Consider the following 22574-nt stretch of genomic DNA (forward strand, 5'->3'; position numbering starts at 1 on the left):
TCCCTCTTACAACTTGATCATGATGCAAACAGGTATATGCGTCCGCTGGACGCTTCGAACTGATCGGGGCACTTCGAAAATGAGACGAATACTTTGGAAAGCTCGGGTGGAAACTGGCAAATCGCCCGCCGGAGATCACATCGTGACAATCAGCTGCGATGTTACCGATCAGTCAGCTTCCAGCAAATATTCATCAAACAACCATTTGGGACTATTGTCCTGAATATCATGGCTAAAACGGCCCTATATAACAAACCGAAGCGCCGGTACCCGACGAACGGGCACCGACGCTCCGGTGAAATCTATTCAGTTGATCGTGCCGAGGTTACTTGTCAGACCGTGAAGCCGAGTGCGCGCAGTTGCTCGCGTCCGTCTTCGGTGATCTTGTCCGGTCCCCACGGCGGCAACCACACCCAGTTGATCTTCATGTCGGTACACAGATCGCTGCGCACAAGTGCGCCGCGTGCCTGGTCCTCGATCACGTCGGTCAACGGGCACGCCGCCGACGTCAAAGTCATGTCGATCGTGACGACACCGTCGTCTTCGAAGAGTCCGTAGACCAAGCCGAGATCGACGACGTTGATTCCCAGTTCGGGGTCGACGACGTCGCGCATCGCTTCTTCGAGTTCGTCGAGTCGCTCAGGCGACGGGACAGTGCCACTGCCCTGTGCGCCACCGAATTCCGCAGTGGAATCGGGATTCGGATTCACCGGAGCGCCGACCTCGGCGTCCTGCACTGGTTGTGTCTCGGTCATGATCCCTGTCCTTCAGTCGTGTCGACCAATTCACTGCTGCTGTCCGCCGTCGTCACAGCACTGCCGTCGACAATCTGGACTACAGCATCCTTGAATGCCATCCATCCGAGCAAGGCGCACTTCACGCGTGCCGGATACTTCGAGACTCCGACGAACGCGATACCGTCGCCGAGAACGTCCTCGTCCCCCTCGACGGTGCCCCGACTGCTCACCATCTCGTTGAACGCCGTCACCGTCTTCAGTGCGTCGGTGACCTGCATCCCGATGACGAGGTCGTTGAGCACCGACGTCGACGCCTGGCTGATCGAACAACCCTGACCGTCGTACGAGACGTCGGAGACCGTTCCGTCCTCGGATATCTGGACGCGCAACGTCACCTCGTCGCCACACGTCGGGTTGACGTGGTGCACCTCGGCGCCGAACGGCTCACGGAGTCCGCGGCCGTGCGGATGTTTGTAGTGATCGAGGATCACTTCCTGATACATCTGCTCCATGCGCATGATTCAGTTCAACTCCCCTGCGACACCGAAAAATTCCTGCGCACGCTTGATCGCGGCAACGAGAACATCGATTTCCGCGGTGGTGTTGTAGAGCGCAAACGACGCACGGGCCGTCGCAGCGACACCGAACTTACGATGCAGCGGCCACGCACAATGGTGTCCGACGCGAATCGCGACGCCCTCGTCGTCGAGGATCTGTCCGAGGTCGTGGGCGTGAATACCGTCCACGACAAAGGAAATCGCTCCGCCGCGGTTCTCGGACGTCTGCGGTCCGATGATGCGCAGACCTTCGATCGCCGACAACTTTTCGAGAGCAGCCTCCACCAACACGTGCTCGTGCGCGGCGACTGCGTCCATCCCGAAGGTGTTCAGGTAATCCACGGCAGCGCCCAACCCGACCACCTGTGAGGTCATCGGTACGCCGGCTTCGAAACGCTGAGGCGGTGGCGCGTAAGTGCTGACCTCCATGGTGACCGTCTCGATCATCGAGCCACCGGTGATGAACGGAGGCATCGCTGCCAGCAGTTCACGACGGCCGTAGAGAACTCCGACCCCCGAAGGGCCGAGCATCTTGTGACCGGAGAACGCCGCGTAATCCACTCCCAGTTCGTGGAAGTCGACCGCCATGTGAGGCACCGACTGGCACGCGTCGAGCACGACGAGTGCACCGACGGCGCGTGCTCGTCGCACCAATTCCTCGACGGGCGCGATCGCGCCGGTCACGTTGGACTGGTGGGTGAACGAAACGACCTTCACCGCGTCCGTCAGCTCCAGCGAATCGAGATCGATCCGGCCGTCGTCGGTGACGCCGTACCACTTGAGCGTCGCACCGGTGCGGCGCGCGAGTTCCTGCCAGGGAACGAGGTTGGCGTGGTGTTCGAGTTCGGTGATGACGATTTCGTCGCCAGGACCGACATGGCGGTCGAAGCGATCGTCACCGAGAACGTAGGTCACCAGATTGAGAGCCTCGGTGGCGTTCTTGGTGAACACCAACTCGTCCGAATCCGCACCCACGAAGGAAGCGATGGTGGCGCGAGCATTCTCGTACGCGTCCGTCGCCTCTTCTGCGAGCTGATGAGCACCCCGGTGTACTGCCGCGTTACACGTGGTCAGGAAGTCCCGTTCGGCATCGAGAACCTGGACCGGACGCTGCGAGGTAGCGCCGGAATCCAAGTACACCAAAGGTTTTCCGTCGCGCACGGTTCGCGCCAGGATCGGGAAGTCGGCCCGAACCGCTGTGACGTCGAGCTCGCGCACCGAGGTGGTCATCGTGATTACGCTCCCTGGGTAGCTGCGGTGTCCGCGGTGAAACGAACGTAGCCGTTGGTCTCGAGCTCGTCGGCCAGCTCCGGTCCACCGGACTCGACGATGCGGCCACCGACGAACACGTGAACGAAGTCGGGGTTGATGTAGCGCAGAATGCGCGTGTAGTGCGTGATCAGCAGAACGCCGCCGTTCTCGCGCTCCTTGTAGCGGTTGACGCCTTCGGAGACGGTGCGCAGAGCGTCGACGTCGAGGCCGGAGTCGGTCTCGTCGAGGATCGCGATCTTCGGCTTGAGCATGCCCAACTGCAGGATCTCGTGGCGCTTCTTCTCGCCACCGGAGAAGCCTTCGTTGACCGAGCGCTCGATGAACGAGGGATCGATCTCGAGCTCGCTGAGGGCTTCCTTGACTTCCTTGACCCAGTGGCGCAGCTTGGGAGCCTCGCCTCGCACGGCCGTAGCGGCGGTGCGCAGGAAGTTGGACATGGAAACGCCGGGAACCTCGACGGGGTACTGCATGGCCAGGAAGAGCCCGGCACGTGCACGCTCGTCGACGCTCATTGCGAGGACGTCTTCACCGTTGAGGGTGATGGAGCCGGACGTGACCTGGTACTTGGGGTGACCGGCGATGGCGTACGACAGAGTCGACTTGCCGGAGCCGTTGGGGCCCATGATCGCGTGGGTCTCCCCCGAGCGGACCGTCAGGTCGACGCCCTTGAGGATCTGGATGGGCTCGGCGTTGGCATCGGAGTTGGCGACCTCGACGTGCAGGTCACGAACCTCGAGGACCGAGGTGGTGGTGTTGTCACTGGTAGACATGAAATTCCTTCAAGATGAGGCGGGCGAGCGTAGCGACGGGGTGGTGCCGCAGGCGGGGCGGTCAGGAGCCGACGGCTGCGAGTTCGGCTTCGACTGCGGCTTCGAGGCGATCGCGCACCTCGGGAACAGCGATCTTGTTGATGATTTCGTGGAAGAACCCACGTACGACCAGACGACGAGCCTGATCCTCCGGGATACCACGAGCACGCAGGTAGAACAGCTGCTCGTCGTCGAAACGTCCCGTTGCACTTGCGTGGCCGGCCCCGACGATCTCACCGGTTTCGATTTCGAGGTTCGGAACCGAGTCGGCGCGGGCGCCGTCGGTCAGCACCAGGTTGCGGTTGAGCTCGAACGTGTCGGTGCCCTCCGCTGCGGCGCGGATGAGAACGTCGCCGATCCACACGGTGTGCGCGTCGGGCTTGCCGGATCCGGGATCTCCCTGAAGCGCACCCTTGTAGACCACGTTGGACTTGCAGTTGGGCTGCGAATGGTCCACCAGCAGACGCTGTTCCAGATGCTGGCCGGCGTCGGCGAAGTACAGGCCGAGCAGTTCGGCGTCGCCGCCCGGTCCGTCGTACTTGACGGTGGCGGACAGGCGAACCAGGTCGCCGCCCAGGCTGATCGAGGTGTATCGAAGCACTGCGTCGCGGTTCAGGCGAGCGTGGTGTGACGTCACGTGAACTGCGTCGTCCGCCCAGTCCTGGATGGCCACCACCGTCAGCTGCGCACTGTCACCGAGAACGAATTCGATGTTCTCCGCGAAGGTTCCGCTGCCGCGCTGGTCGATCACGAACGTCGCCTTGGCGAACTGCGCCAGACGAATCTGGGTGTGTCCGTAGGCGACGTTGTCGACTCCGGGGCCGGTCATGGTGACCACGACGGGCTTCTCGACCTCGACCTCGGCGCCAACCGAGATGACCGTTGCCGTCTCGAAGCTCGAATACGCCTGCGCTGCAATGCGATCAGCGGGAACGCCGGCTTTGCCCAGACGTGCGTCGTCACGCCCGACGGTCTCGACGGTGATGTCGCTTCCGCCGTCGACCTCGACGGTGACCTGTCCGTTGGCGACGGCGCTGCCGTCGTGCAATCCCCGGAGACGACGCAGCGGGGTGAACCGCCAGATCTCGTCACGTCCGCCGGGAACCTCGAAAGCATTGACGTCGAACGAGGAGAACTGCTCACCCTTGTTCGTGATGGGTGAGCCGGTGGCTGCACCCTTTACAGGAGCGGTCGGGTTCTCCCCGGCAACAGCTCCGATGACTCCGGTCTCTGGCGTGGTCACTAACCCACAGCCCCTTCCATCTGAAGTTCGATAAGGCGGTTGAGCTCGAGCGCGTACTCCATCGGGAGTTCCTTCGCGATGGGCTCGACGAATCCACGCACGATGGTGGCCATCGCCTCGTCCTCGGTCAGTCCGCGGCTCATCAGGTAGAAGAGCTGATCGTCACTGACCTTGGAGACGGTGGCCTCGTGACCCATGGTGACGTCGTCCTCGCGGATGTCGACGTACGGGTAGGTGTCGCTGCGGCTGATCTGGTCGACGAGCAGAGCGTCACACTTGACGGTCGACTTGGAACCGTGGGCACCCTTGTTGACCTGCACCAGACCGCGGTACGACGCACGTCCACCGCCGCGGGCGACAGACTTGCTGATGATGGTCGAGGACGTGTGCGGCGCGAGGTGGAGCATCTTGGCGCCGGTGTCCTGGTGCTGGCCCTCGCCGGAGAACGCAACGGAGAGAACCTCACCGCGGGCGTACTCGCCCATCAGCCACACGGCCGGGTACTTCATGGTGACCTTGGAGCCGATGTTGCCGTCGACCCACTCCATGGATCCGCCTGCCTCGACCTTGGTGCGCTTGGTCACCAGGTTGTAGACGTTGTTGGACCAGTTCTGGATGGTCGTGTAGCGGCAGTGGCCGCCCTTCTTCACGATGATCTCGACGACGGCCGAGTGCAGTGAATCGGACTTGTAGATCGGCGCGGTGCAACCCTCGACATAGTGCACGGAGGCATCTTCGTCGACGATGATCAGGGTGCGCTCGAACTGACCCATGTTCTCGGTGTTGATGCGGAAGTACGCCTGCAGCGGGATGTCCACGTGGACTCCCGGCGGAACGTAGATGAACGAGCCGCCGGACCACACGGCGGTGTTCAGCGCGGAGAACTTGTTGTCGCCGGCCGGGATGACCGATCCGAAGTACTCCTTGAACAGCTCCGGGTGCTGCTTGAGACCGGTGTCCGTGTCGAGGAAGATGACGCCCTGCTCCTCGAGGTCCTCACGGATCGAGTGGTAGACGACCTCGGACTCGTACTGAGCTGCGACGCCGGCAACGAGGCGCTGCTTCTCCGCCTCGGGGATGCCGAGCTTGTCGTACGTGTTCTTGATGTCCTCGGGCAGGTCTTCCCACGACTCGGCCTGCTTCTCGCTGGACCGGACGAAGTACTTGATGTTGTCGAAGTGAATACCTTCGAGGTCGCTGCCCCAGTTCGGCATCGGCTTCTTGTCGAAGGTGCGCAGCGCCTTGAGGCGGATGTCGAGCATCCACTCGGGCTCGCTCTTCTTGGCGGAGATGTCCCGCACGACAGCCTCGGACAACCCGCGCTGCGCGCTGGCTCCGGCTTCGTCGGAATCGGACCAGCCGTAGCCGTAATGACCGAGGGACGCGATGGTCTCTTCCTGCGTGAGCGGCTCGGTGCCTGCTGCCGCAGTGGTAGTCGCCTGGTCTGATGTGACGGTCATGCGAGCTCCTTCCGGAGTCTTGTTTCTTGACGGCTGCTCGGGTTCAGCGAGGGCTGGTCGCTGTGGTCGAGCAGTTCTGACTTTGAAGAACTAGCTGAAAAATCTCTATTCGAACGCTGCACGGTGGCAACGCTCTGTAGAACACTCTGGTCCGGTCATCTACTCCCGGTGGACACGAGGGGCACGTGCGTCGTGCAGGCGCAGTCACCGTTGGCGATGGTCGCCAGACGCTGAACATGAGTCCCGAGCAATTGCCGGAATGCTTGCTGCTCTGCCTCGCACAGTTCCGGAAACTCTTCTGCCACATGGGAAACCGGGCAATGGTGTTGGCAGATCTGCACGCCGTTGCCGACCGGCCGGGTCGACGCCGCGAACCCCACCGCGTTGAAGGCTTCGGCGATTGCGTCCGCTGTCGCCTCGACGTTGTCGACATCTGTCGGATCAGCCGGTTCGACGTCTCCGACGATCGCCTGAACCCGACGCTTGGCGAACTCCTCGATTGCCGCGTCTCCGCCGATTTCACGGAGTTGCCGCATCGCGGCTCCCGCCAGATCGTCGTAGGTGTGGCCGAGGCGGCCGCGACCGGTCGCGGTGATCTGGAACTGCTTGGCGGGACGACCTCGTCCACGCTGACGCAGCGACGACGCCGAAGCAGTTCGGGCTTCGCCGGACTCGATCAACGCATCCAAGTGACGTCGGACACCTGCGGCACTCAAACCGAGGCGCGTGCCGATTTCGGAGGCGGTAATGGGGCCTTCTTCGAGTAGCAGCTTGACCACTGCCGCCCGCGTCTGACCTTCGACGCTCACCGTCACCGGATTTGCGGCAGCACTCGGCGAGGCCGCTACAGTGGGCTGACCTGCAACTTCCTTGCTTCGTGGGTCTGACGCATTTCTTTTCACAACACAAGTGTGACGGAATTCTTTTCGCAGGTCTACTAAGGGCAACCTGCATTACATTCGGGAATATCCGGACAACGTACGTTGTTTGTGCTTGTCTGTCCGGCTGGATGGAGCCGCTACGCTGCCTGGTGTGCCGCAGACCCCCGAGAAGACGACGACCGCGCGATCGGCGCTCGCGATCCTGCTGGAAAAACCCAAGGCACTCGCGCTTTCCACAATCGGCGTTCGACCTTTCGGATCCGCTCCCCGGCAGAGTATGGCCGCGGTGCTGCACGGCGACGAGGACGAGCGCCCGGGCCTGAACGCGAAGGAAACCGCACAACTGCGAGGGATCCGCCGATTCGGCGCAACCGGCGCGGTCTTGATGGCAGTCGGAGCGCTCGGCGCCGGCGCGCAACCCGTCCTGCAGAATCCGACCGCAGGACTTCGAGTCCTCAGCCTTCCCGGACGTATGCCGACGGTCTCACTCACCATGACGATGACCGGAACCGTGCTCGTCGTTCTGGCCTGGCTGATGATGGGCCGATTTGCAGTCGGGGACATACGCAGCCGTTCCGGCGCACCGCGGCGCATGACCCGTTCCCAGTTGGACCGCACACTCCTGCTGTGGATCCTGCCGCTCTCGGTCGCACCGCCGATGTTCAGCCGCGACGTCTACTCGTATCTGGCTCAAAGCGAAATCGCGGCCCGTGGACTCGATCCGTACGCCATCGGCCCCAAGGCGGCACTGGGCGTCGACCACGTTCTCACCCGCACGGTTCCGACGATCTGGCGCGACACCCCGGCTCCGTACGGACCGTTCTTCCTGTGGCTGGGACGCGGGATCAGCTCACTGACCGGCGACAACATCGTGGCCGGAATCTTCTTGCACCGCTTGCTCGCATTGGCCGGCGTCGCGCTCATCGTGTGGGCGATACCGCGACTGGCCAAGCGATGCGGTGTCTCTGCCGTCAGTTCGCTCTGGCTCGGTGCCGCGAACCCGCTGTTGCTCTTCCACTTGGTGGCCGGCATCCACAACGAAGCGCTCATGCTCGGGTTGATGCTCGCCGGAATCGAGATCGCTCTCCGCGCAGTCGAAGGGTCCGGGCCCATCCGTGGGCGAGCGCTGTTCTATCTCGTTGCGGGATCAGGTTTGATCGCCTTGTCGTCGACCGTCAAAATTCCGTCCTTGCTTGCCTTGGGATTTGTCGGCATGGCCTTGGCTCGGCGTTGGGGTGGAACCTGGAAGGCCCTGGCGGGAGCCGCGATTCTCCTGGGCATCGTTGCCGCTGTCGTCACGTTTGTCATCAGCGTGGCCAGTGGGCTCGGTATGGGTTGGATCAACACCCTCGACACCGCCACGGCAGTCCGGAGTTGGATGTCCATCCCGACGCTCCTGGGCGTCGGCACGGGATTGGCAGGCGTACTGCTCGGACTCGGCGATCACACGACGGCGATCCTCACGATCACGCGGCCCATCGCTACTCTCGTCGCCATGCTCGTCACCGCACGGATGATGATCTCGGTCTACATGGGCCGCATCCATCCGGTCGGCGGACTCGGCATCGCGCTCGGCGCGATCGTTCTCCTGTTCCCCGTCGTTCAGCCGTGGTACCTGCTGTGGGCGATCCTTCCGTTGGCGGCGTGGGCCACCGCGCCGATTTTCCGCATCCCTGCCGTCGTCTTCACCTCGATCGTCAGCGTCATGTTGATGTCCAACGGCGCCGAATACCTTCCGTTCATGATCGTGCAGGCCGTCATCGCGACCATCCTCACCGCCGGAACGCTCATCGTCTTCACCCGCAATTCACTCCCCTGGCGTAGCGACAAGCCAGTAGCGGAGATCACGAAAGGCGGACCGGTAGACGAAGACAACTCGGCGGGGGCTTACGCTGATTCCCCGTGACCTCGAGAGCCTCCAGATCGTCGACGCCGGCGGTACAGATCCAGGGTGTCGTCAAGTCCTTCGACGGTGTTCGAGCCGTCGACGGTATCGATCTCACTGTCGAGACGGCCCAGGTCGTTGCCCTGCTCGGCCCCAACGGAGCCGGTAAGACAACCACCGTCGAGATGTGCGAAGGGTTTGTCACCCCCGATGCCGGCACGGTTCGAGTGCTCGGTCTCGACCCCATCGCCGACTCCGGTGAAGTCCGCTCGCGAATCGGCGTCATGCTGCAGGGCGGCGGCGCGTACCCCGGGTCCAAGGCCGGGGAAATGCTCGACCTCGTGGCCGCATACTCGGCCGACCCGCTCGATCCCGCCTGGCTCCTTTCCAAACTCGGCCTCACCGATGCGCGCAAGACCCCGTACCGCCGCCTCTCCGGAGGCCAGCAGCAACGACTGTCCCTGGCGTGCGCGCTGGTCGGCCGTCCCGAATTGGTATTTCTGGACGAACCCACCGCCGGCCTCGACGCTCAGGCACGTCTACTCGTGTGGGAACTCATCGACGCTCTGCGACGCGACGGCGTGAGCGTCCTGCTCACCACACACCTCATGGACGAGGCCGAAGCGCTCGCCGACGAACTGGTCATCATCGACCACGGCAAGATCGTCGCGTCGGGAACGCCGGCGGAGGTCACCAGCAAGGGCGCCGAAGGACAACTCCGTCTGACGACGGTTCCCGGTTTGAGCCTCGATTCGCTGGCCGGTTCACTCGCCGGGTTCCGCATCGAGGAATCCAACCCCGGCACCTACGTCGTCGAAGGTGCAATCGATCCGGCAACCGTGGCGACTGTCGCAACGTGGTGTGCCGATCAGGACGTGCTGATCAACGACATTCGCGTCGATCAACGGAGTCTGGAAGACGTCTTCCTCGAATTGACGGGCCGGGAACTGAGGGGATGACGGAGATCAAGGTCATGAACGAAACAGCGTCGAACGGCCAGAGCAGTCCCATCAGCGTTGCCAGAGACCGGCGGCTCGCCGAGAACCGCTTCGAGCCAGGCACCTTCTCGCCGGATCCCCGCCCCAATTCGGCGGCCAAGATGCTGAAGGCGCAGACCAAACTGGAGCTGACTCTTCTGCTCCGCAACGGTGAGCAATTGCTGCTCACCATGTTCATCCCGATCACCCTGCTCATCGGACTGTGTCTACTTCCGATCGGCGATTTGGGCGATTCTCGGGTCGATACCGTGCTCCCTGGTGTCATGATGGTTGCCGTGATGTCGACGGCGTTCACCGGACAGGCCATCGCCGTCGGATTCGACCGCCGATACGGCGCGCTCAAGCGACTCGGTGCAACGCCGCTACCGCGGTGGGGAATCATCGCAGGCAAGAGCGCTGCCGTCATCATCGTCGTGGCTCTGCAGTCACTCTTGCTCGGCGCTATCGGTTTGGCGTTGGGATGGCGTCCGTCGTTCGTCGAACTTGTACTCGGCGCAGTGGTCATTGCCATCGGTACTGTCACATTTGCAGCGCTTGGCCTCCTGCTCGGCGGTACTTTGCGCGCAGAGATCGTTCTCGCTCTCGCCAACATCCTGTGGTTCATCATGGTGGGCATCGGCAGTGTGGTCTTCGCCAGCGGCGAACTTCCGACCGCCGTTCACACGCTGGTACGCATTGTTCCGTCCGGCGCTCTCGCACACGCACTCGAAGCGGCCCTCGACACCTCGATGGACTGGTTCTCGATTCTCGTACTTCTCATCTGGGCCGCAGTGGCCGGAGTCTGCGCAGCAAGGTGGTTCAAGTTCACGTGAGTACACGACGGACAGCTCAGATCGTCGGCTGTGTGGCCGCAACAGTCATGTTGTGTGCCGGACCCGCAACGGCGACCCCTTCGGTGTCCGGTCCACTCGCACCTGCAAATCCGTACCTCGGTCCCGTCGGTACTTCCACCATGCACGGTGACGCGGGCTCGTCCGACGTCACTCCGCTGCCTGGTCCAGGAACCGGCCCCCACGAGGTGACTGCTTTCCCGATGATGGCCGCCTGCCCGACGGTCCTCCAGGGTTCCGACGGCATGGTCGTCTCGCTCTGCACGACGATGATCGGCCAGATCCCGACCGTCCATTTGATCGATCCGAAGGCCGACGCCACGCCGTTGGGTAGATCCGTAGCACAACTGCCGCTCGCGAAGGGCAGTCTGCTCGGCGGCGTCTACGCCTACCTCGACAACGAGAACCGTCTCGTAGCCGTCGACGGAAACCGTCAACTGGTCCGCATTTCCCATGCGCAGAATCCGGACGGCAGTTGGCGGCTGGAACTCGCGGATGTAGTCGATCTCAGTGGTGCGGTTGCCGCCGATGACAACGTCACCGGCCTCGCTCCGGACTGGGAAGGCAATGTCTGGTTCGCCACCGGGCACGGCACCGTCGGGTATGTCGGCGCGGATCGAATCGCGCACAGCATTGCACTCCCCGAAGGTGAACAGGTGCAGAACAGCATCTCCACCTCCCCGACGGGCACTGCCGTCGCAACGACCCACGCGCTCTACCAACTGAAGCGAAATGGCGACGAGGTCGTCATCGACTGGCGTCAGCCGTACGACCGCGGGCCGGCCCGTAATCCGGGTCAGCTCAGCTGGGGAACCGGATCGACGCCGACATACTTCGGCCCGTCGACGGGCAGCGATTTCTTGACCATCGTCGACAACGCCCACCCGACAGTGAGCTTGCATGTCTATCGCGCTGACACGGGCGCCGAGGTGTGCACGCAGCCGGTGTTGTCCGCTGCCAGCCAGGACGGCTCACCGAGCGGCAGCGAGAACTCCCCCGTCGGCATCGGTCATTCCGTCTACGTCGCCGGCACTTACGGATACCCGTACCCCACGACTCCTGAAGGTGCCGGTCCAGCGGTCCCCGCCACGGCACCCTTCAACGGCGGAATGACCCGCGTCGACATCGATCCGGTCGGCTGCCATGTCGTGTGGGACAACACGATTCGCAGCTCCGCGGTACCCCACCTCTCGACGGCTGACGGCTCGATTTACACGGTGACACGGGACGGTGCTCCGAACACCTCTCCGCTGGACGGTTACTCCTTCGCGGTGATCGACTCGAAGGACGGGGCGCAGATAGGTTCGACTCCCCTGCCGTCGACGATCCTCAACGACACCCTTCAGATGTCTGCACTCATCACCGAGTCGGGCGAGTACTTCCAGGGAACGATCTCGGGAATCGTGCGAGTTCGCGCGAACTGACGCGAGCTGGCCCCACGGCTGCGCAGTTCTGGTCTCGTCGAGTCGGGGCAGGCGCGGAGCGAGCTGGCCCCAACGACGCGGGGCAGGCGCGGAGCGAGCTGGCCCCAACGACACTGTGTAGTTGATGGGGAACTACGATCGTTGGCGTGGTGAATCGTGTGTATGCCGGATTTTTACGCTTGGTGGATCGACTACCTCTCCCCTCGCTGAAAACGCAGAAGATCATCGCGTTCATCGTGATCCTGACGCAGGGCGGCATCGCTGTCACCGGCGCGGTGGTGCGCGTGACGGACTCGGGACTCGGTTGCCCGACGTGGCCGCAGTGCTTCCCCGGTAGCTTCGTCCCGGTCGGCCACGGACAGGTCGCGGTGATTCACCAAGCCGTCGAGTTCGGCAACCGCCTGCTGACCTTCCTGGTCGTCATCGTCGCCGCTGCGATCGTGCTTGCGGTGACTCGCGCTCGCCGACGCAAAGAGGTGCTTGTCTACGCCTGGATGATGCCGCTCGGCACTGTCGTTCAGGCAGTGATCGGCGGTATCACCGTCCTCACAGGCTTGCTGTGGTGGACGGTCGCCATTCACCTGGTTGCGTCGATGCTGATGGTCTGGGTTGCCACGGTGATGTACGCGAAGATCGCGGAACCCGACGAAGCAACAACTCTGGTCGTGATGCCGAAGCCGTTGCGCTGGCTTACCGCGCTGTCAGGTGTCGCGCTCGCCGGCGTTTTGGTCGCTGGAACTCTCGTAACGGGCGCAGGCCCGCACGCCGGCGACAAGGGGCTGGACCGGACGGTGCCTCGCCTGGAGATCGAGATCGTGACGCTAGTCCATCTGCACTCACAGCTTCTGGTCGGATATCTCGCGCTGGTCGTGGGTCTGACCTTCGGCCTGTATGCGGTCGGGACATCCGCAGCCGTGAAGATTCGTCTGAAGGTCCTGCTGGGACTGATCCTCGCGCAGTCGCTCATCGGTGTCGTGCAGTACTTCACCGATGTGCCGGAAGTTCTGGTGATCATGCACGTCGCCGGTGCGGGACTGTGCACGGCTGCGACCGCAGCAGTTTGGGCTGCGGGTAAGACCCGCCAGTACACGCCGACCAATTCGCCGATACCAGCTGTCTGACGCTTCAAGACACGTGTGGGGCGTAGGAACACCAAAAGGTGTTCCTACGCCCCACACGTCATTTCAGGATTCGTTGCGAGCTTTCGGGAACCGAGTCTGGTTGGCGACCCAGCCGGCCATCTTCTTGAAATGGCCTTCCTGCGGGGTGACGATGCTCGTCAGTTCGCGCTCCCACTCGGCGACGGTGACGTTGTCGAAGGACGCGACGACCGCGTTTGCCGTGGCGAGGTCCTCGACGACCTGATCACCGAGGATGCCGTCGGCACCTACGAGGGTGATGCGAACGCCGGCCAGGCCGACCGGCTGGATGACGGCGCTGGCGGAGCCGCCGTGCTCGGCGACGAACTTGGTGATGGCGTTCACCGTGGACTTCGGCAGTTCCGGCGCGGACGGGGTGGCGTCCGACTTCTCGGTATCGGTGCTCATGACTCGACAATACTGGTCGGTAGCCCGGAAGCGACACCAGGCATGGACTGAGCGTCGGCCGCCTCGGGTGTAGAACAGAAACCATGCGAGCCATCTACGTGACCGAGACCGGCGGACCAGACGTTCTGACTCTGACCGAACAACCCGAACCGACACCCGGCCCAGACGATCTACTCGTCAAGACCGAAGCGATCGGCATCAATTTCATCGACACGTACTTCCGAATGGGCCAGTACAAGCGTCCGCTCCCCTACATTCCCGGCGACGAGGGCAGCGGTGTCGTCGAAGCTGTCGGTTCCGAGGTCAACGAATTCGCCGTGGGCGACCGGGTCGCGTGGGCCGCTGCCACTGGCAGCTATGCCGAGAAGGTGGCTGTTCCCGCCGCAGTCGCCGTGAAAGTGCCTGACGGTGTCCCGGCATCGGCCGCAGCGTCGGCGCTCCTGCAGGGGATGACAGCGCACTACCTCGCGAAGTCGACGTATCCGATCCAGAGCGGCGACACCGTGCTCGTGCACGCAGGCGCGGGCGGCGTCGGGTTGATCCTGACGCAGATGGCCGTCAGCCTCGGGGCGAGGGTCATCACGACTGTGTCATCGGACGCAAAAGAAGAACTCTCGCGCGGCGCCGGTGCCTCGGAGGTCCTGCGGTACGACGAGGACATAGCAGCGCGAGTCCGGGAGTTGACCGGCGGCGAAGGAGTAGAGGCGGCATACGACGGCGTCGGTGCGACAACTTTTGATTCGAGCTTGGCTTCCGTGCGCATCCGCGGCACGGTCGCTTTGTTCGGTGCGGCCAGTGGACCGGTTCCGCCTGTCGACCCGCAGCGGCTCAATTCGTCGGGTTCGCTGTTCCTGACGCGTCCGACGCTCGCGCATCACATTCGCACTCGTGAGGAACTGACCTGGCGTGCCGGCGATGTCTTCGACGCCATTGCGGACGGGAAGCTCGATATTCGCGTCGGCGCCGAGTATCCCCTCGCCGACGCGGCAACAGCCCATCGGGATCTGGAAGGTCGAGCAACGACCGGGTCGATCGTTCTGATTCCCTAGCGAAGTGCTGTGCGCCTTTATTAACCGCCCGCGGTTAATAAAGGCGCACAGCAGAATCAGCTGAGCATGTCGCTGATCGTCTGGAGTCCGAGAACCGAGTCGACGGCGAGGCCGACGAACACGATCGCAAGATAGTTGTTGGACTGCAGGAACAGGCGTAGCGGTTTGACCTGAGCACCACCGCGAACGCTGCGGTACAGCTGATGTGCCATGAGCAGGAACCACGCACCGGCAACGATGGTGATGGCGGCGTAGATGACGCCCGACGCGGGGACGAGGACAAGCGTCGTGACGACCATTGCCCAGCTGTAGAACAGAATCTGCTTGGTGACGTGCTCTTCGGTGGCGATCACCGGAAGCATGGGAACACCGGCAGCTTTGTAGTCCTCTTTGTATCGCATCGCCAGCGCCCAGGTGTGCGGCGGCGTCCAGAAGAAGATGATCAGGAACAGCACGACGGGCTGCCAGCTCAGCGAACCGGTGACAGCTGCCCAGCCCACCAGGACGGGCATACATCCGGCTGCGCCACCCCAGATGACGTTCTGCCAGGTACGACGCTTGAGAACCATCGTGTAGATGAGGACGTAAAACGCGATCGTGATCACGACGAGGATGCCGGCCAAGAGGTTGGCTCGCCACCACAGCCACAGGAACGACGCGAGTCCGAGAAGGAGCCCGAAGACGAGCGCGTTGCGCGTCGGCACCGCCTCGCGGGCCAGCGGACGCTTCGCCGTGCGCTTCATGACCTTGTCGATGTCGGCGTCGACAACGCAGTTGAGCGAGTTCGCACTCGCCGCGCCCATCCAGCCACCGAAGAGGGTGCTGAGGATCAGAACGATGTCGACTGTTCCGCGATCGGCCAGCAGCATTGCCGGAATGGTTGCCACCAACAGCAATTCGATCACTCGCGGCTTCGTGAGCGCGATATAAGCCAGAACCTTGCCCGTTGCGCGACCCCACACCGTATCGGTATTGGTCGCCCGCGGGGCGGCACCTGGGCTGCCGAAGCCATGTCCGCTCGGCTGTTGCCCTGTCCGCACGTTCTCTCCTTGCACCACGCGTTACCGCACTAACTCTTCACGACACACTGCTGACACTGTTCTCTACTACGAACGATGGTAGACCGCAGCCATTGAGGAACCGAATCGACCCGGACAGCCAGGACCATTAGGCTGGGTTACGCAGTGGAGGGACACCCCACCCTCGCAATCCACGTACACCATGTCAGGAGACATCTGCCAGTGTCGATCACAGACGAGATCCACGTCCTCACGCAACCCGTCCACCCCTCGGACTGGACCGACCTGGACACCAAGGCTGTCGATACCGCCCGCGTGCTCGCCGCCGACGCGGTTCAGAAGGTCGGCAACGGCCATCCCGGAACTGCAATGAGCTTGGCGCCGTTGGCATACACCCTCTTCCAGCGCGTCATGCGCCACGATCCTTCGGATGCAGAATGGGTCGGCCGTGACCGCTTCGTTCTCTCCTGTGGCCATTCATCCTTGACGCTGTACACCCAGCTCTACCTGTCGGGCTACGGTCTCGAGCTCGCTGACCTCGAAGCTCTCCGCACGTGGGGCGCACTGACCCCCGGCCACCCCGAGGTCGGCCACACCGTCGGCGTCGAGATGACCACCGGTCCGCTGGGCCAGGGCCTTGCGTCCGCAGTCGGTATGGCGATGGCCGCGCGTCGTGAGCGTGGGCTGTTCGATCCGGAGACCCCGGTCGGCTCCTCCCCCTTCGACCATCACATCTACGTGATCGCGTCCGACGGTGACATCGAAGAAGGCGTCACGTCCGAGGCCTCGTCCCTCGCCGGTGTCCAGGAACTGGGCAACCTCATCGTCTTCTACGACGACAACAAGATCTCCATCGAGCACGACACCACCATCGCTCTCGGCGAAGACGTCGGAAAGCGATACGAGGCGTACGGCTGGCACGTTCAGCACGTCGAAGGTGGCGAGAACGTCTCCGGCATCCTCGACGCGGTTGCCGCGGCCAAGGCCGTCGTCGATCGTCCGTCCATCATCTTGCTCCGCACCATCATCGGTTTCCCGGCTCCGAAGAAGATGAACACCGGCGACGTCCACGGCTCCGCTCTCGGTGCCGACGAAGTTGCAGCGGTCAAGGAAGCCCTCGGCTTCGATCCGGCCAAGTCCTTCGACGTCGACGCCGACGCTCTGGCTCACGCCCGTGAGGTCGTCTCCCGCGGCGCCGACGCACGCAAGGCATGGCAGGTCGAGTTCGACGCGTGGGCTGCACGTGAGACCGAGCGCAAGGAACTCTTCGACCGCCTGTTCGCCGGTGAGTTCCCCGCCGGCTGGGCCGACGCTCTCCCGACCTACGAGGCCGACGCCAAGGGCGTTGCGACTCGCAAGGCCTCCGGTTCGGCACTCAACGCGCTCGGACCGATCCTGCCCGAGCTGTGGGGCGGCTCCGCCGACCTCGCCGGCAGCAACAACACCACCATCAGGGGCGCAGATTCGTTCGGCCCGTTCTCCATCTCCACCAACGACTGGAATGCGCAGCCTTACGGCCGCACGCTCCACTTCGGCATCCGCGAGCACGCGATGGGCTCGATCCTCAACGGCATCGCGCTTCACGGACCCACCCGCCCGTACGGCGGAACCTTCATGGTCTTCTCCGACTACATGCGTCCGGCGGTTCGCCTGGCCGCACTGATGAAGACTGCCGTCACCTACGTCTGGACCCACGACTCCATCGGTCTCGGCGAAGACGGCCCGACCCACCAGCCGGTCGAGCACCTCGCTGCTCTTCGTGCGATCCCGAACCTCGCCGTCGTCCGCCCGGGTGACGCCAACGAGACCTCTTTCGCATGGCAGGCAGCACTCGAGAACAAGACGGGCCCGACGGCTCTGGCACTCACGCGCCAGGACATCCCGGTTCTCGAAGGCACCAAGGAGAAGGCTGCCGAGGGTGTCAAGCGCGGCGCTTACGTCCTCGTCGACGCAGCCAACGGTTCGCCGGAGGTCATCTTGCTGGCGACCGGTTCCGAACTGCATCTGGCCACCGAGGCTCGCGAAACCCTCGAAGCTCAGGGCGTCGCAACCCGCGTTGTTTCCGTGCCGTGCCTCGATTGGTTCCTCGAGCAGGATCAGGCGTACCGCGACGAGGTCATTCCGCCCGCCGTGCGCGCGCGTGTGTCCGTCGAAGCCGGCATCGCGATGCCGTGGTGGCGCATCCTCGGCGACGCCGGTCAGGCCGTCTCGCTCGAGCACTACGGCGCTTCCGCCGATTACAAGACCTTGTTCCGGGAGTTCGGCATCACTGCCGACGCGACTGTCGAAGCCGCGCAGCGCTCCCTCGCAGCTGTGAAGGGATGATCTCGATGACACAGAACGTGAATACCGAAAAGCTCTCCGCTGCAGGCGTTTCCATCTGGCTCGACGACCTCTCGCGGGATCGCATCCAGTCCGGCAACCTGCAGAACCTCATCGACACGAAGTCGATCGTGGGTGTCACGACCAACCCGTCGATCTTCCAGGCGGCACTGTCCAAGGGATCGGCGTACGACGCTCAGGTCCGTGAGCTCGCACAGCGCGGCGCCGATGTCGACGCCACCATCACCGCGGTGACCACCGACGACGTGCGTGCTGCGTGCGACATCCTGGCTCCGCAGTTCGAGGCGTCGAACGGCGTCGACGGCCGCGTGTCCATCGAAGTCGATCCTCGCCTGGCACACGACACCGACGCCACCGTCGCGCAGGCGATCGAGCTGCACAAGATCGTCGATCGCCCGAACGTCCTGATCAAGATTCCCGCGACGCTGGCAGGCATTCCCGCCATCGCCAAGGTGATCGGTGAGGGCATCAGCGTCAACGTCACCTTGATCTTCTCGGTCGAGCGCTACGAGGCAGTCATGGGCGCATACCTGGAAGGTCTGGACACCGCCAAGGCTGCCGGCCGCGACATCTCGTCCATCGAGTCGGTCGCCTCGTTCTTCGTCTCCCGCGTGGATTCCGAGATCGACAACCGCCTCACGGCAATCGGCACGCCGGAAGCCCTCGAGCTTCGTGGCAAGGCTGCACTCGCAAACGCACGTCTGGCGTACAACGCGTACCAGCAGATCTTCGAGGTGCAGCCGCGCTTCCAGGCTCTTCTGGCCGACGGCGCCAAGGCTCAGCGTCCGCTGTGGGCGTCGACCGGCGTGAAGAACCCGGATTACCCCGACACTCTCTACGTCACCGAGTTGGTTGCGCCGAACACGGTCAACACCATGCCGGAGAAGACGCTCGACGCTCTCGCCGACCATGGCGAGATCACCGGCGACACGATCTCGGGCACAGCTCAGGAGTCACAGGCGGTCTTCGATCAGCTCGCTGCAGTCGGCATCGATCTTGCGGACGTGTTCAAGGTCCTCGAGACAGAGGGCGTCGACAAGTTCGAGGTGTCCTGGAACGAGTTGCTCGACGCAACCGCCGAGCAGCTCCGCGCAGCAACCCAGAAGAGCTGAGCCTGTGAGCGATTCCGCGGCGGCATCAGATTGGGTGAATCCCCTTCGGGACAGCACCGACAAACGGCTTCCGCACATTGCGGGGCCCTGCGCCCTGGTGATTTTCGGTGTTACCGGCGACCTTGCCAGGCGCAAGCTCATGCCCGCCATCTACGACCTCGCCAACCGTGGACTGTTGCCGCCCGGATTCGCTTTGGTCGGGTTCGCCCGGCGTGACTGGACGGACGAGGACTTCACGAACGTCGTCCTCGAAGCAGTCAAGGACGGCGCTCGCACCAAGTTCCGTCAGGACGTCTGGGAGAGGCTCGCCGAAGGTATCCGGTTCGTGGAGGGCAGTTTCGACGAGGCCGAGGCCTTCCAGAACCTGTCCGACACGTTGGCCACGCTCGACAACGAACGTGGTATCGGCGGCAATCACGGTTTCTACCTTGCGATTCCGCCCAACGCGTTTCCTCAGGTGCTCGAGCAACTGTCGGCGTCGGGCCTCGCGCAGGCCGAGGACGGTCAGTGGCGACGAGTCGTCATCGAGAAGCCGTTCGGCCACGACCTCGAGAGCGCTCGCGAACTGAACGCCGTCGTCAACAAGGTGTTCCCCGAGGACACGGTCTTCCGTATCGACCACTACCTCGGTAAGGAAACCGTCCAGAACATTCTGGCTCTGCGCTTCGCGAACCAGTTGTTCGATCCGATCTGGAACGCGCACTACGTCGACCACGTTCAGATCACGATGGCCGAGGACATCGGCCTCGGTGGACGCGCGGGGTACTACGACGGCATCGGCGCGGCCCGTGACGTGATCCAGAACCACCTGCTGCAGTTGCTCGCGTTCACGGCGATGGAAGAACCCATCAGCTTCGAGCCGCTCAATCTGCAGGCGGAGAAGATCAAGGTCCTCTCGGCTACTCGCCTTGCCGAGCCCCTCGACGAGACCACCGCACGCGGCCAGTACGCGGGCGGCTGGCAGGGTGGGCTGCCGGTGGTCGGGCTCCTCGAAGAAGACGGCTTCGCAGCGGACTCCATCACGGAGACCTTTGCCGCCATCACCCTCGAGGTCGACACCCGCCGCTGGGCGGGTGTGCCGTTCTACCTGCGCACGGGCAAACGACTCGGACGCCGTGTCACCGAGATCGCGGTGGTGTTCAAACGTGCACCGCACCTACCGTTCGACAAGACGATGACCGAAGACCTCGGCCAGAACGCTCTGGTCATCCGCGTGCAGCCCGACGAGGGTGTCACCATGCGATTCGGTTCGAAGGTTCCCGGATCGAGCATGGAAGTCCGTGACGTCAACATGGACTTCTCGTACGGCCAGGCTTTCACCGAGTCGTCACCGGAGGCGTACGAGCGGCTCATTCTCGACGTGTTGCTCGGTGAGCCGTCACTCTTCCCGGTCAACGCCGAAGTCGAATTGTCTTGGGAAATCCTCGATCCCGTCCTCGAACACTGGGCAGCCGGCGGCAAGCCGGAACCCTACGAGGCCGGAACGTGGGGACCACCGTCTGCGGACGAAATGATGCAACGCACCGGACGCGAATGGAGGCGACCCTAGTGATTCTCGATTTGCCCTCCACCACCACGGTCCAGGTCAGCAAGAAACTGGTCGAGGTGCGTAAGACCGGCGGCGCTGTCACCTTGGGGCGAGTGCTGACGCTCGTCGTCTGCACCAGGGACACCGGGAATGCCGAGGAAGCCATCGAGGCCGCCAACGAAGCAAGCCGCGAGCACCCTTGCCGCGTCATCGTGCTCCTGCGTGGCGACGAGCAGAGTGAGCCCAGGCTCGATGCTCAGATCCGTGTCGGCGGGGACGCCGGCGCCTCGGAGGTTGTCGTGCTGCGTCTCTACGGTCCCCTGGCGGACCACGAGAGCAGCGTCGTCATCCCGTTCCTGCTCCCCGACACCCCGGTAGTCGCGTGGTGGCCCCTCGAGGCACCCGAGATTCCGGCCAAGGATCCCGTCGGGAAGCTCGCGATACGGCGCATCACCGATGCCACCGGCGCCCCCGATCCGACCGCCACCATCAAGGGGCGACTCGCGTCGTACACCGCCGGCGATACCGATCTCGCCTGGAGTCGCGTCACCTACTGGCGCGCGCTCCTCGCGTCGGCTCTCGATCAGCCGCCGCACGAGAAGATCACCTCAGCGGTGGTCTCCGGTCTCAAAACCGAACCGGCACTGGATATTCTCGCCGGTTGGTTGGCGGCCAAGATCGACGGTCCGGTCATTCGACGTACGGGTGAGCTGACGGTCGAGTTGAAGCTCGAGACCCGCAGTATCTCCATCAGTCGTCCGCAGGAGGGCACGACCGCTACGTTGATCCGCACCGGTCAGCCTGACGCGCTGGTTTCTCTGGGTCGTCGAGAGACACGCGATTGCCTCGCCGAGGAATTGCGTCGGCTCGATCCGGACGAGATCTACGAAGAAGCTCTGGCCGGATTGGAGAAGGTGACCTATGAGTGATGTTGTCGTGGAGAAGTTCTCCGACGCCGGCCAACTTGTCGACGCTGTCGCCGCACGCCTGGTCACGACCATCGTCGATGCCCAGAAGGCTCGAGGGTTTGCGTCCATCGTGCTGACTGGCGGTGGAACCGGCATCGCACTTCTCGAGAAGTTGCGTGAAGCTCCCGGCGACATCGACTGGTCGCAGATCGATCTGTACTGGGGCGACGAACGGTTCCTGCCGTCCGGCGATCCCGAGCGGAACGAAGTCCAGGCTCGTGAGGCGCTTCTCGATCATGTGCCGGTCGATCCCGACAGGGTACATGCGATGGCCGCATCCGACGGTATCTACGACGGTGATCCCCACGGGGCGGCGACGGCGTACGAACAACTGCTGGGCGCTCAGGCACACGGGAATCAGGTTCCGACGTTCGACGTGCACCTGCTCGGTATGGGCGGCGAAGGACACGTCAACTCGTTGTTCCCGCACACCGACGCTGTTCGCGAAGAAGCGCGTTTCGTAGTCGCGGTGACGGACTCCCCCAAGCCGCCACCGGTGCGGATCACCCTCACGTTGCCTGCTGTTCGGCGAGCCAAAGAGGTCTGGCTGCTCGTCTCGGGTGCTGCAAAGGCCGAGGCCGTTGCCAAAGCCGTCGGAGGTGCTTCGGCCGACGACTGGCCGTCTGCCGGCGCCACCGGTTTGGTTGCGACACGTTGGTTCCTCGATTCGGACGCTGCCTCGCAGCTTCCCTGATCTGATTTCACAGATCTGATTTCACACCGGTCGGGAATCGTCTTCGGGCGATTCCCGGCTTGGTGGTACGTCGACGACTTCCTCACCGTGGCGACTTTCGATTACCCGCCGAGTCCGGATCCGATGCGAATTTCCTTTTGACGGAACGGAACTCAATCCCGAGATCCCGTTTCTCCAACCAGCACTGCGCCCCACACAACGATCCATCTCTCCCCTAC

The 22574-nt window shown here is 63.4% G+C and carries 20 protein-coding genes; 11 read left to right on the plus strand and 9 right to left on the minus strand.

Annotated elements, in window-relative coordinates; all coding sequences use genetic code 11:
• Positions 1–332: 332 nt before the first annotated feature.
• From QRN54_RS17185 to QRN54_RS17215, 7 genes are all read right to left on the minus strand, one after another.
• On the minus strand, positions 333–755 hold the full coding sequence (locus QRN54_RS17185) for a metal-sulfur cluster assembly factor (protein ID WP_003944963.1): 423 nt from the start codon (positions 753–755) through the stop codon (positions 333–335).
• Positions 752–1255 carry a Fe-S cluster assembly sulfur transfer protein SufU gene (sufU, locus tag QRN54_RS17190; protein WP_003944894.1) on the minus strand — a complete coding sequence of 168 codons (504 nt, stop codon included), beginning with the start codon at positions 1253–1255 and terminating at the stop codon, positions 752–754. The genes QRN54_RS17185 and sufU overlap by 4 nt, the downstream gene beginning before the upstream one ends.
• A 3-nt stretch (positions 1256–1258) precedes the next feature.
• Positions 1259–2524 (minus strand): cysteine desulfurase, encoded by a 1266-nt coding sequence (locus tag QRN54_RS17195; protein WP_003944865.1) that lies wholly within the window; start codon positions 2522–2524, stop codon positions 1259–1261.
• Positions 2525–2529: 5 nt separating this feature from the next.
• Positions 2530–3336: a Fe-S cluster assembly ATPase SufC gene (gene sufC, locus QRN54_RS17200; protein WP_003944795.1), complete on the minus strand. Its 807-nt coding sequence runs from the start codon at positions 3334–3336 to the stop codon at positions 2530–2532.
• A 61-nt stretch (positions 3337–3397) separates the two neighbouring features.
• Positions 3398–4618 carry a Fe-S cluster assembly protein SufD gene (gene sufD, locus QRN54_RS17205; RefSeq protein WP_042919809.1) on the minus strand — a complete coding sequence of 407 codons (1221 nt, stop codon included), beginning with the start codon at positions 4616–4618 and terminating at the stop codon, positions 3398–3400.
• Positions 4618–6078 (minus strand): Fe-S cluster assembly protein SufB, encoded by a 1461-nt coding sequence (gene sufB, locus QRN54_RS17210; RefSeq protein ID WP_003944799.1) that lies wholly within the window; start codon positions 6076–6078, stop codon positions 4618–4620. Before sufB ends, sufD begins: the two co-directional genes overlap by 1 nt.
• Before the next feature lie 155 nt (positions 6079–6233).
• Positions 6234–6980: a helix-turn-helix transcriptional regulator gene (locus tag QRN54_RS17215; protein ID WP_269455348.1), complete on the minus strand. Its 747-nt coding sequence runs from the start codon at positions 6978–6980 to the stop codon at positions 6234–6236.
• Between the two features lie 130 nt (positions 6981–7110).
• Between QRN54_RS17215 and mptB the strand changes: the two genes are divergently transcribed.
• From mptB to QRN54_RS17240, 5 genes are all read left to right on the plus strand, one after another.
• The gene (mptB, locus tag QRN54_RS17220; RefSeq protein WP_502944057.1) at positions 7111–8865 is read left to right on the plus strand and encodes a polyprenol phosphomannose-dependent alpha 1,6 mannosyltransferase MptB; all 1755 of its coding nucleotides are present in this window, start codon (positions 7111–7113) and stop codon (positions 8863–8865) included.
• Positions 8862–9803: an ABC transporter ATP-binding protein gene (locus tag QRN54_RS17225; protein ID WP_007727917.1), complete on the plus strand. Its 942-nt coding sequence runs from the start codon at positions 8862–8864 to the stop codon at positions 9801–9803. The genes mptB and QRN54_RS17225 overlap by 4 nt, the downstream gene beginning before the upstream one ends.
• Positions 9804–9817: 14 nt before the next feature.
• Entirely contained in the window at positions 9818–10654 is an 837-nt protein-coding gene (locus QRN54_RS17230; RefSeq protein ID WP_502944058.1) for an ABC transporter permease, read from the plus strand.
• Between the two features lie 47 nt (positions 10655–10701).
• Entirely contained in the window at positions 10702–12096 is a 1395-nt protein-coding gene (locus QRN54_RS17235) for a hypothetical protein (protein WP_285182685.1), read from the plus strand.
• 146 nt (positions 12097–12242) lie between these two features.
• On the plus strand, positions 12243–13217 hold the full coding sequence (locus QRN54_RS17240) for a COX15/CtaA family protein (protein ID WP_021332987.1): 975 nt from the start codon (positions 12243–12245) through the stop codon (positions 13215–13217).
• Positions 13218–13280: 63 nt separating this feature from the next.
• Here QRN54_RS17240 and QRN54_RS17245 read toward each other — a convergent pair whose 3' ends face one another.
• Positions 13281–13643 carry a hypothetical protein gene (locus QRN54_RS17245; RefSeq protein WP_003945032.1) on the minus strand — a complete coding sequence of 121 codons (363 nt, stop codon included), beginning with the start codon at positions 13641–13643 and terminating at the stop codon, positions 13281–13283.
• Positions 13644–13726: 83 nt separating this feature from the next.
• On the opposite strand from QRN54_RS17245, the gene QRN54_RS17250 reads away from it, so the two are divergent.
• Positions 13727–14692, plus strand: coding sequence for a quinone oxidoreductase family protein (locus QRN54_RS17250; RefSeq protein ID WP_285182585.1), 966 nt, complete (start codon positions 13727–13729; stop codon positions 14690–14692).
• A gap of 56 nt (positions 14693–14748) precedes the next feature.
• On the opposite strand, the gene QRN54_RS17255 is transcribed toward QRN54_RS17250, so the two are convergent.
• Positions 14749–15732 (minus strand): heme o synthase, encoded by a 984-nt coding sequence (locus tag QRN54_RS17255; protein ID WP_003944994.1) that lies wholly within the window; start codon positions 15730–15732, stop codon positions 14749–14751.
• Between the two features lie 201 nt (positions 15733–15933).
• Here QRN54_RS17255 and tkt point away from each other — a divergent pair, with 201 nt between their 5' ends.
• The 5 genes from tkt to pgl are packed head-to-tail and all read left to right on the plus strand — an operon-like array spanning position 15934 to position 22356.
• Positions 15934–18036 (plus strand): transketolase, encoded by a 2103-nt coding sequence (gene tkt, locus QRN54_RS17260; RefSeq protein WP_209448678.1) that lies wholly within the window; start codon positions 15934–15936, stop codon positions 18034–18036.
• A 5-nt stretch (positions 18037–18041) separates the two neighbouring features.
• A complete protein-coding gene (gene tal / locus QRN54_RS17265) occupies positions 18042–19166 on the plus strand; it encodes a transaldolase (RefSeq protein ID WP_039972890.1) in 1125 nt (374 codons plus the stop codon).
• A gap of 4 nt (positions 19167–19170) precedes the next feature.
• Positions 19171–20715 carry a glucose-6-phosphate dehydrogenase gene (zwf, locus tag QRN54_RS17270; protein ID WP_030536404.1) on the plus strand — a complete coding sequence of 515 codons (1545 nt, stop codon included), beginning with the start codon at positions 19171–19173 and terminating at the stop codon, positions 20713–20715.
• Complete coding sequence (gene opcA, locus QRN54_RS17275; RefSeq protein ID WP_003944921.1) at positions 20715–21623, plus strand: glucose-6-phosphate dehydrogenase assembly protein OpcA; 909 nt, start codon at positions 20715–20717, stop codon at positions 21621–21623. Before zwf ends, opcA begins: the two co-directional genes overlap by 1 nt.
• A complete protein-coding gene (gene pgl / locus QRN54_RS17280) occupies positions 21616–22356 on the plus strand; it encodes a 6-phosphogluconolactonase (RefSeq protein ID WP_285182589.1) in 741 nt (246 codons plus the stop codon). Before opcA ends, pgl begins: the two co-directional genes overlap by 8 nt.
• Positions 22357–22574 lie beyond the last annotated feature (218 nt).

Origin of the sequence: Rhodococcus sp. MEB032 (assembly GCF_030208925.1) — a bacterium.
Taxonomy (GTDB): domain Bacteria; phylum Actinomycetota; class Actinomycetes; order Mycobacteriales; family Mycobacteriaceae; genus Rhodococcus_F; species Rhodococcus_F qingshengii.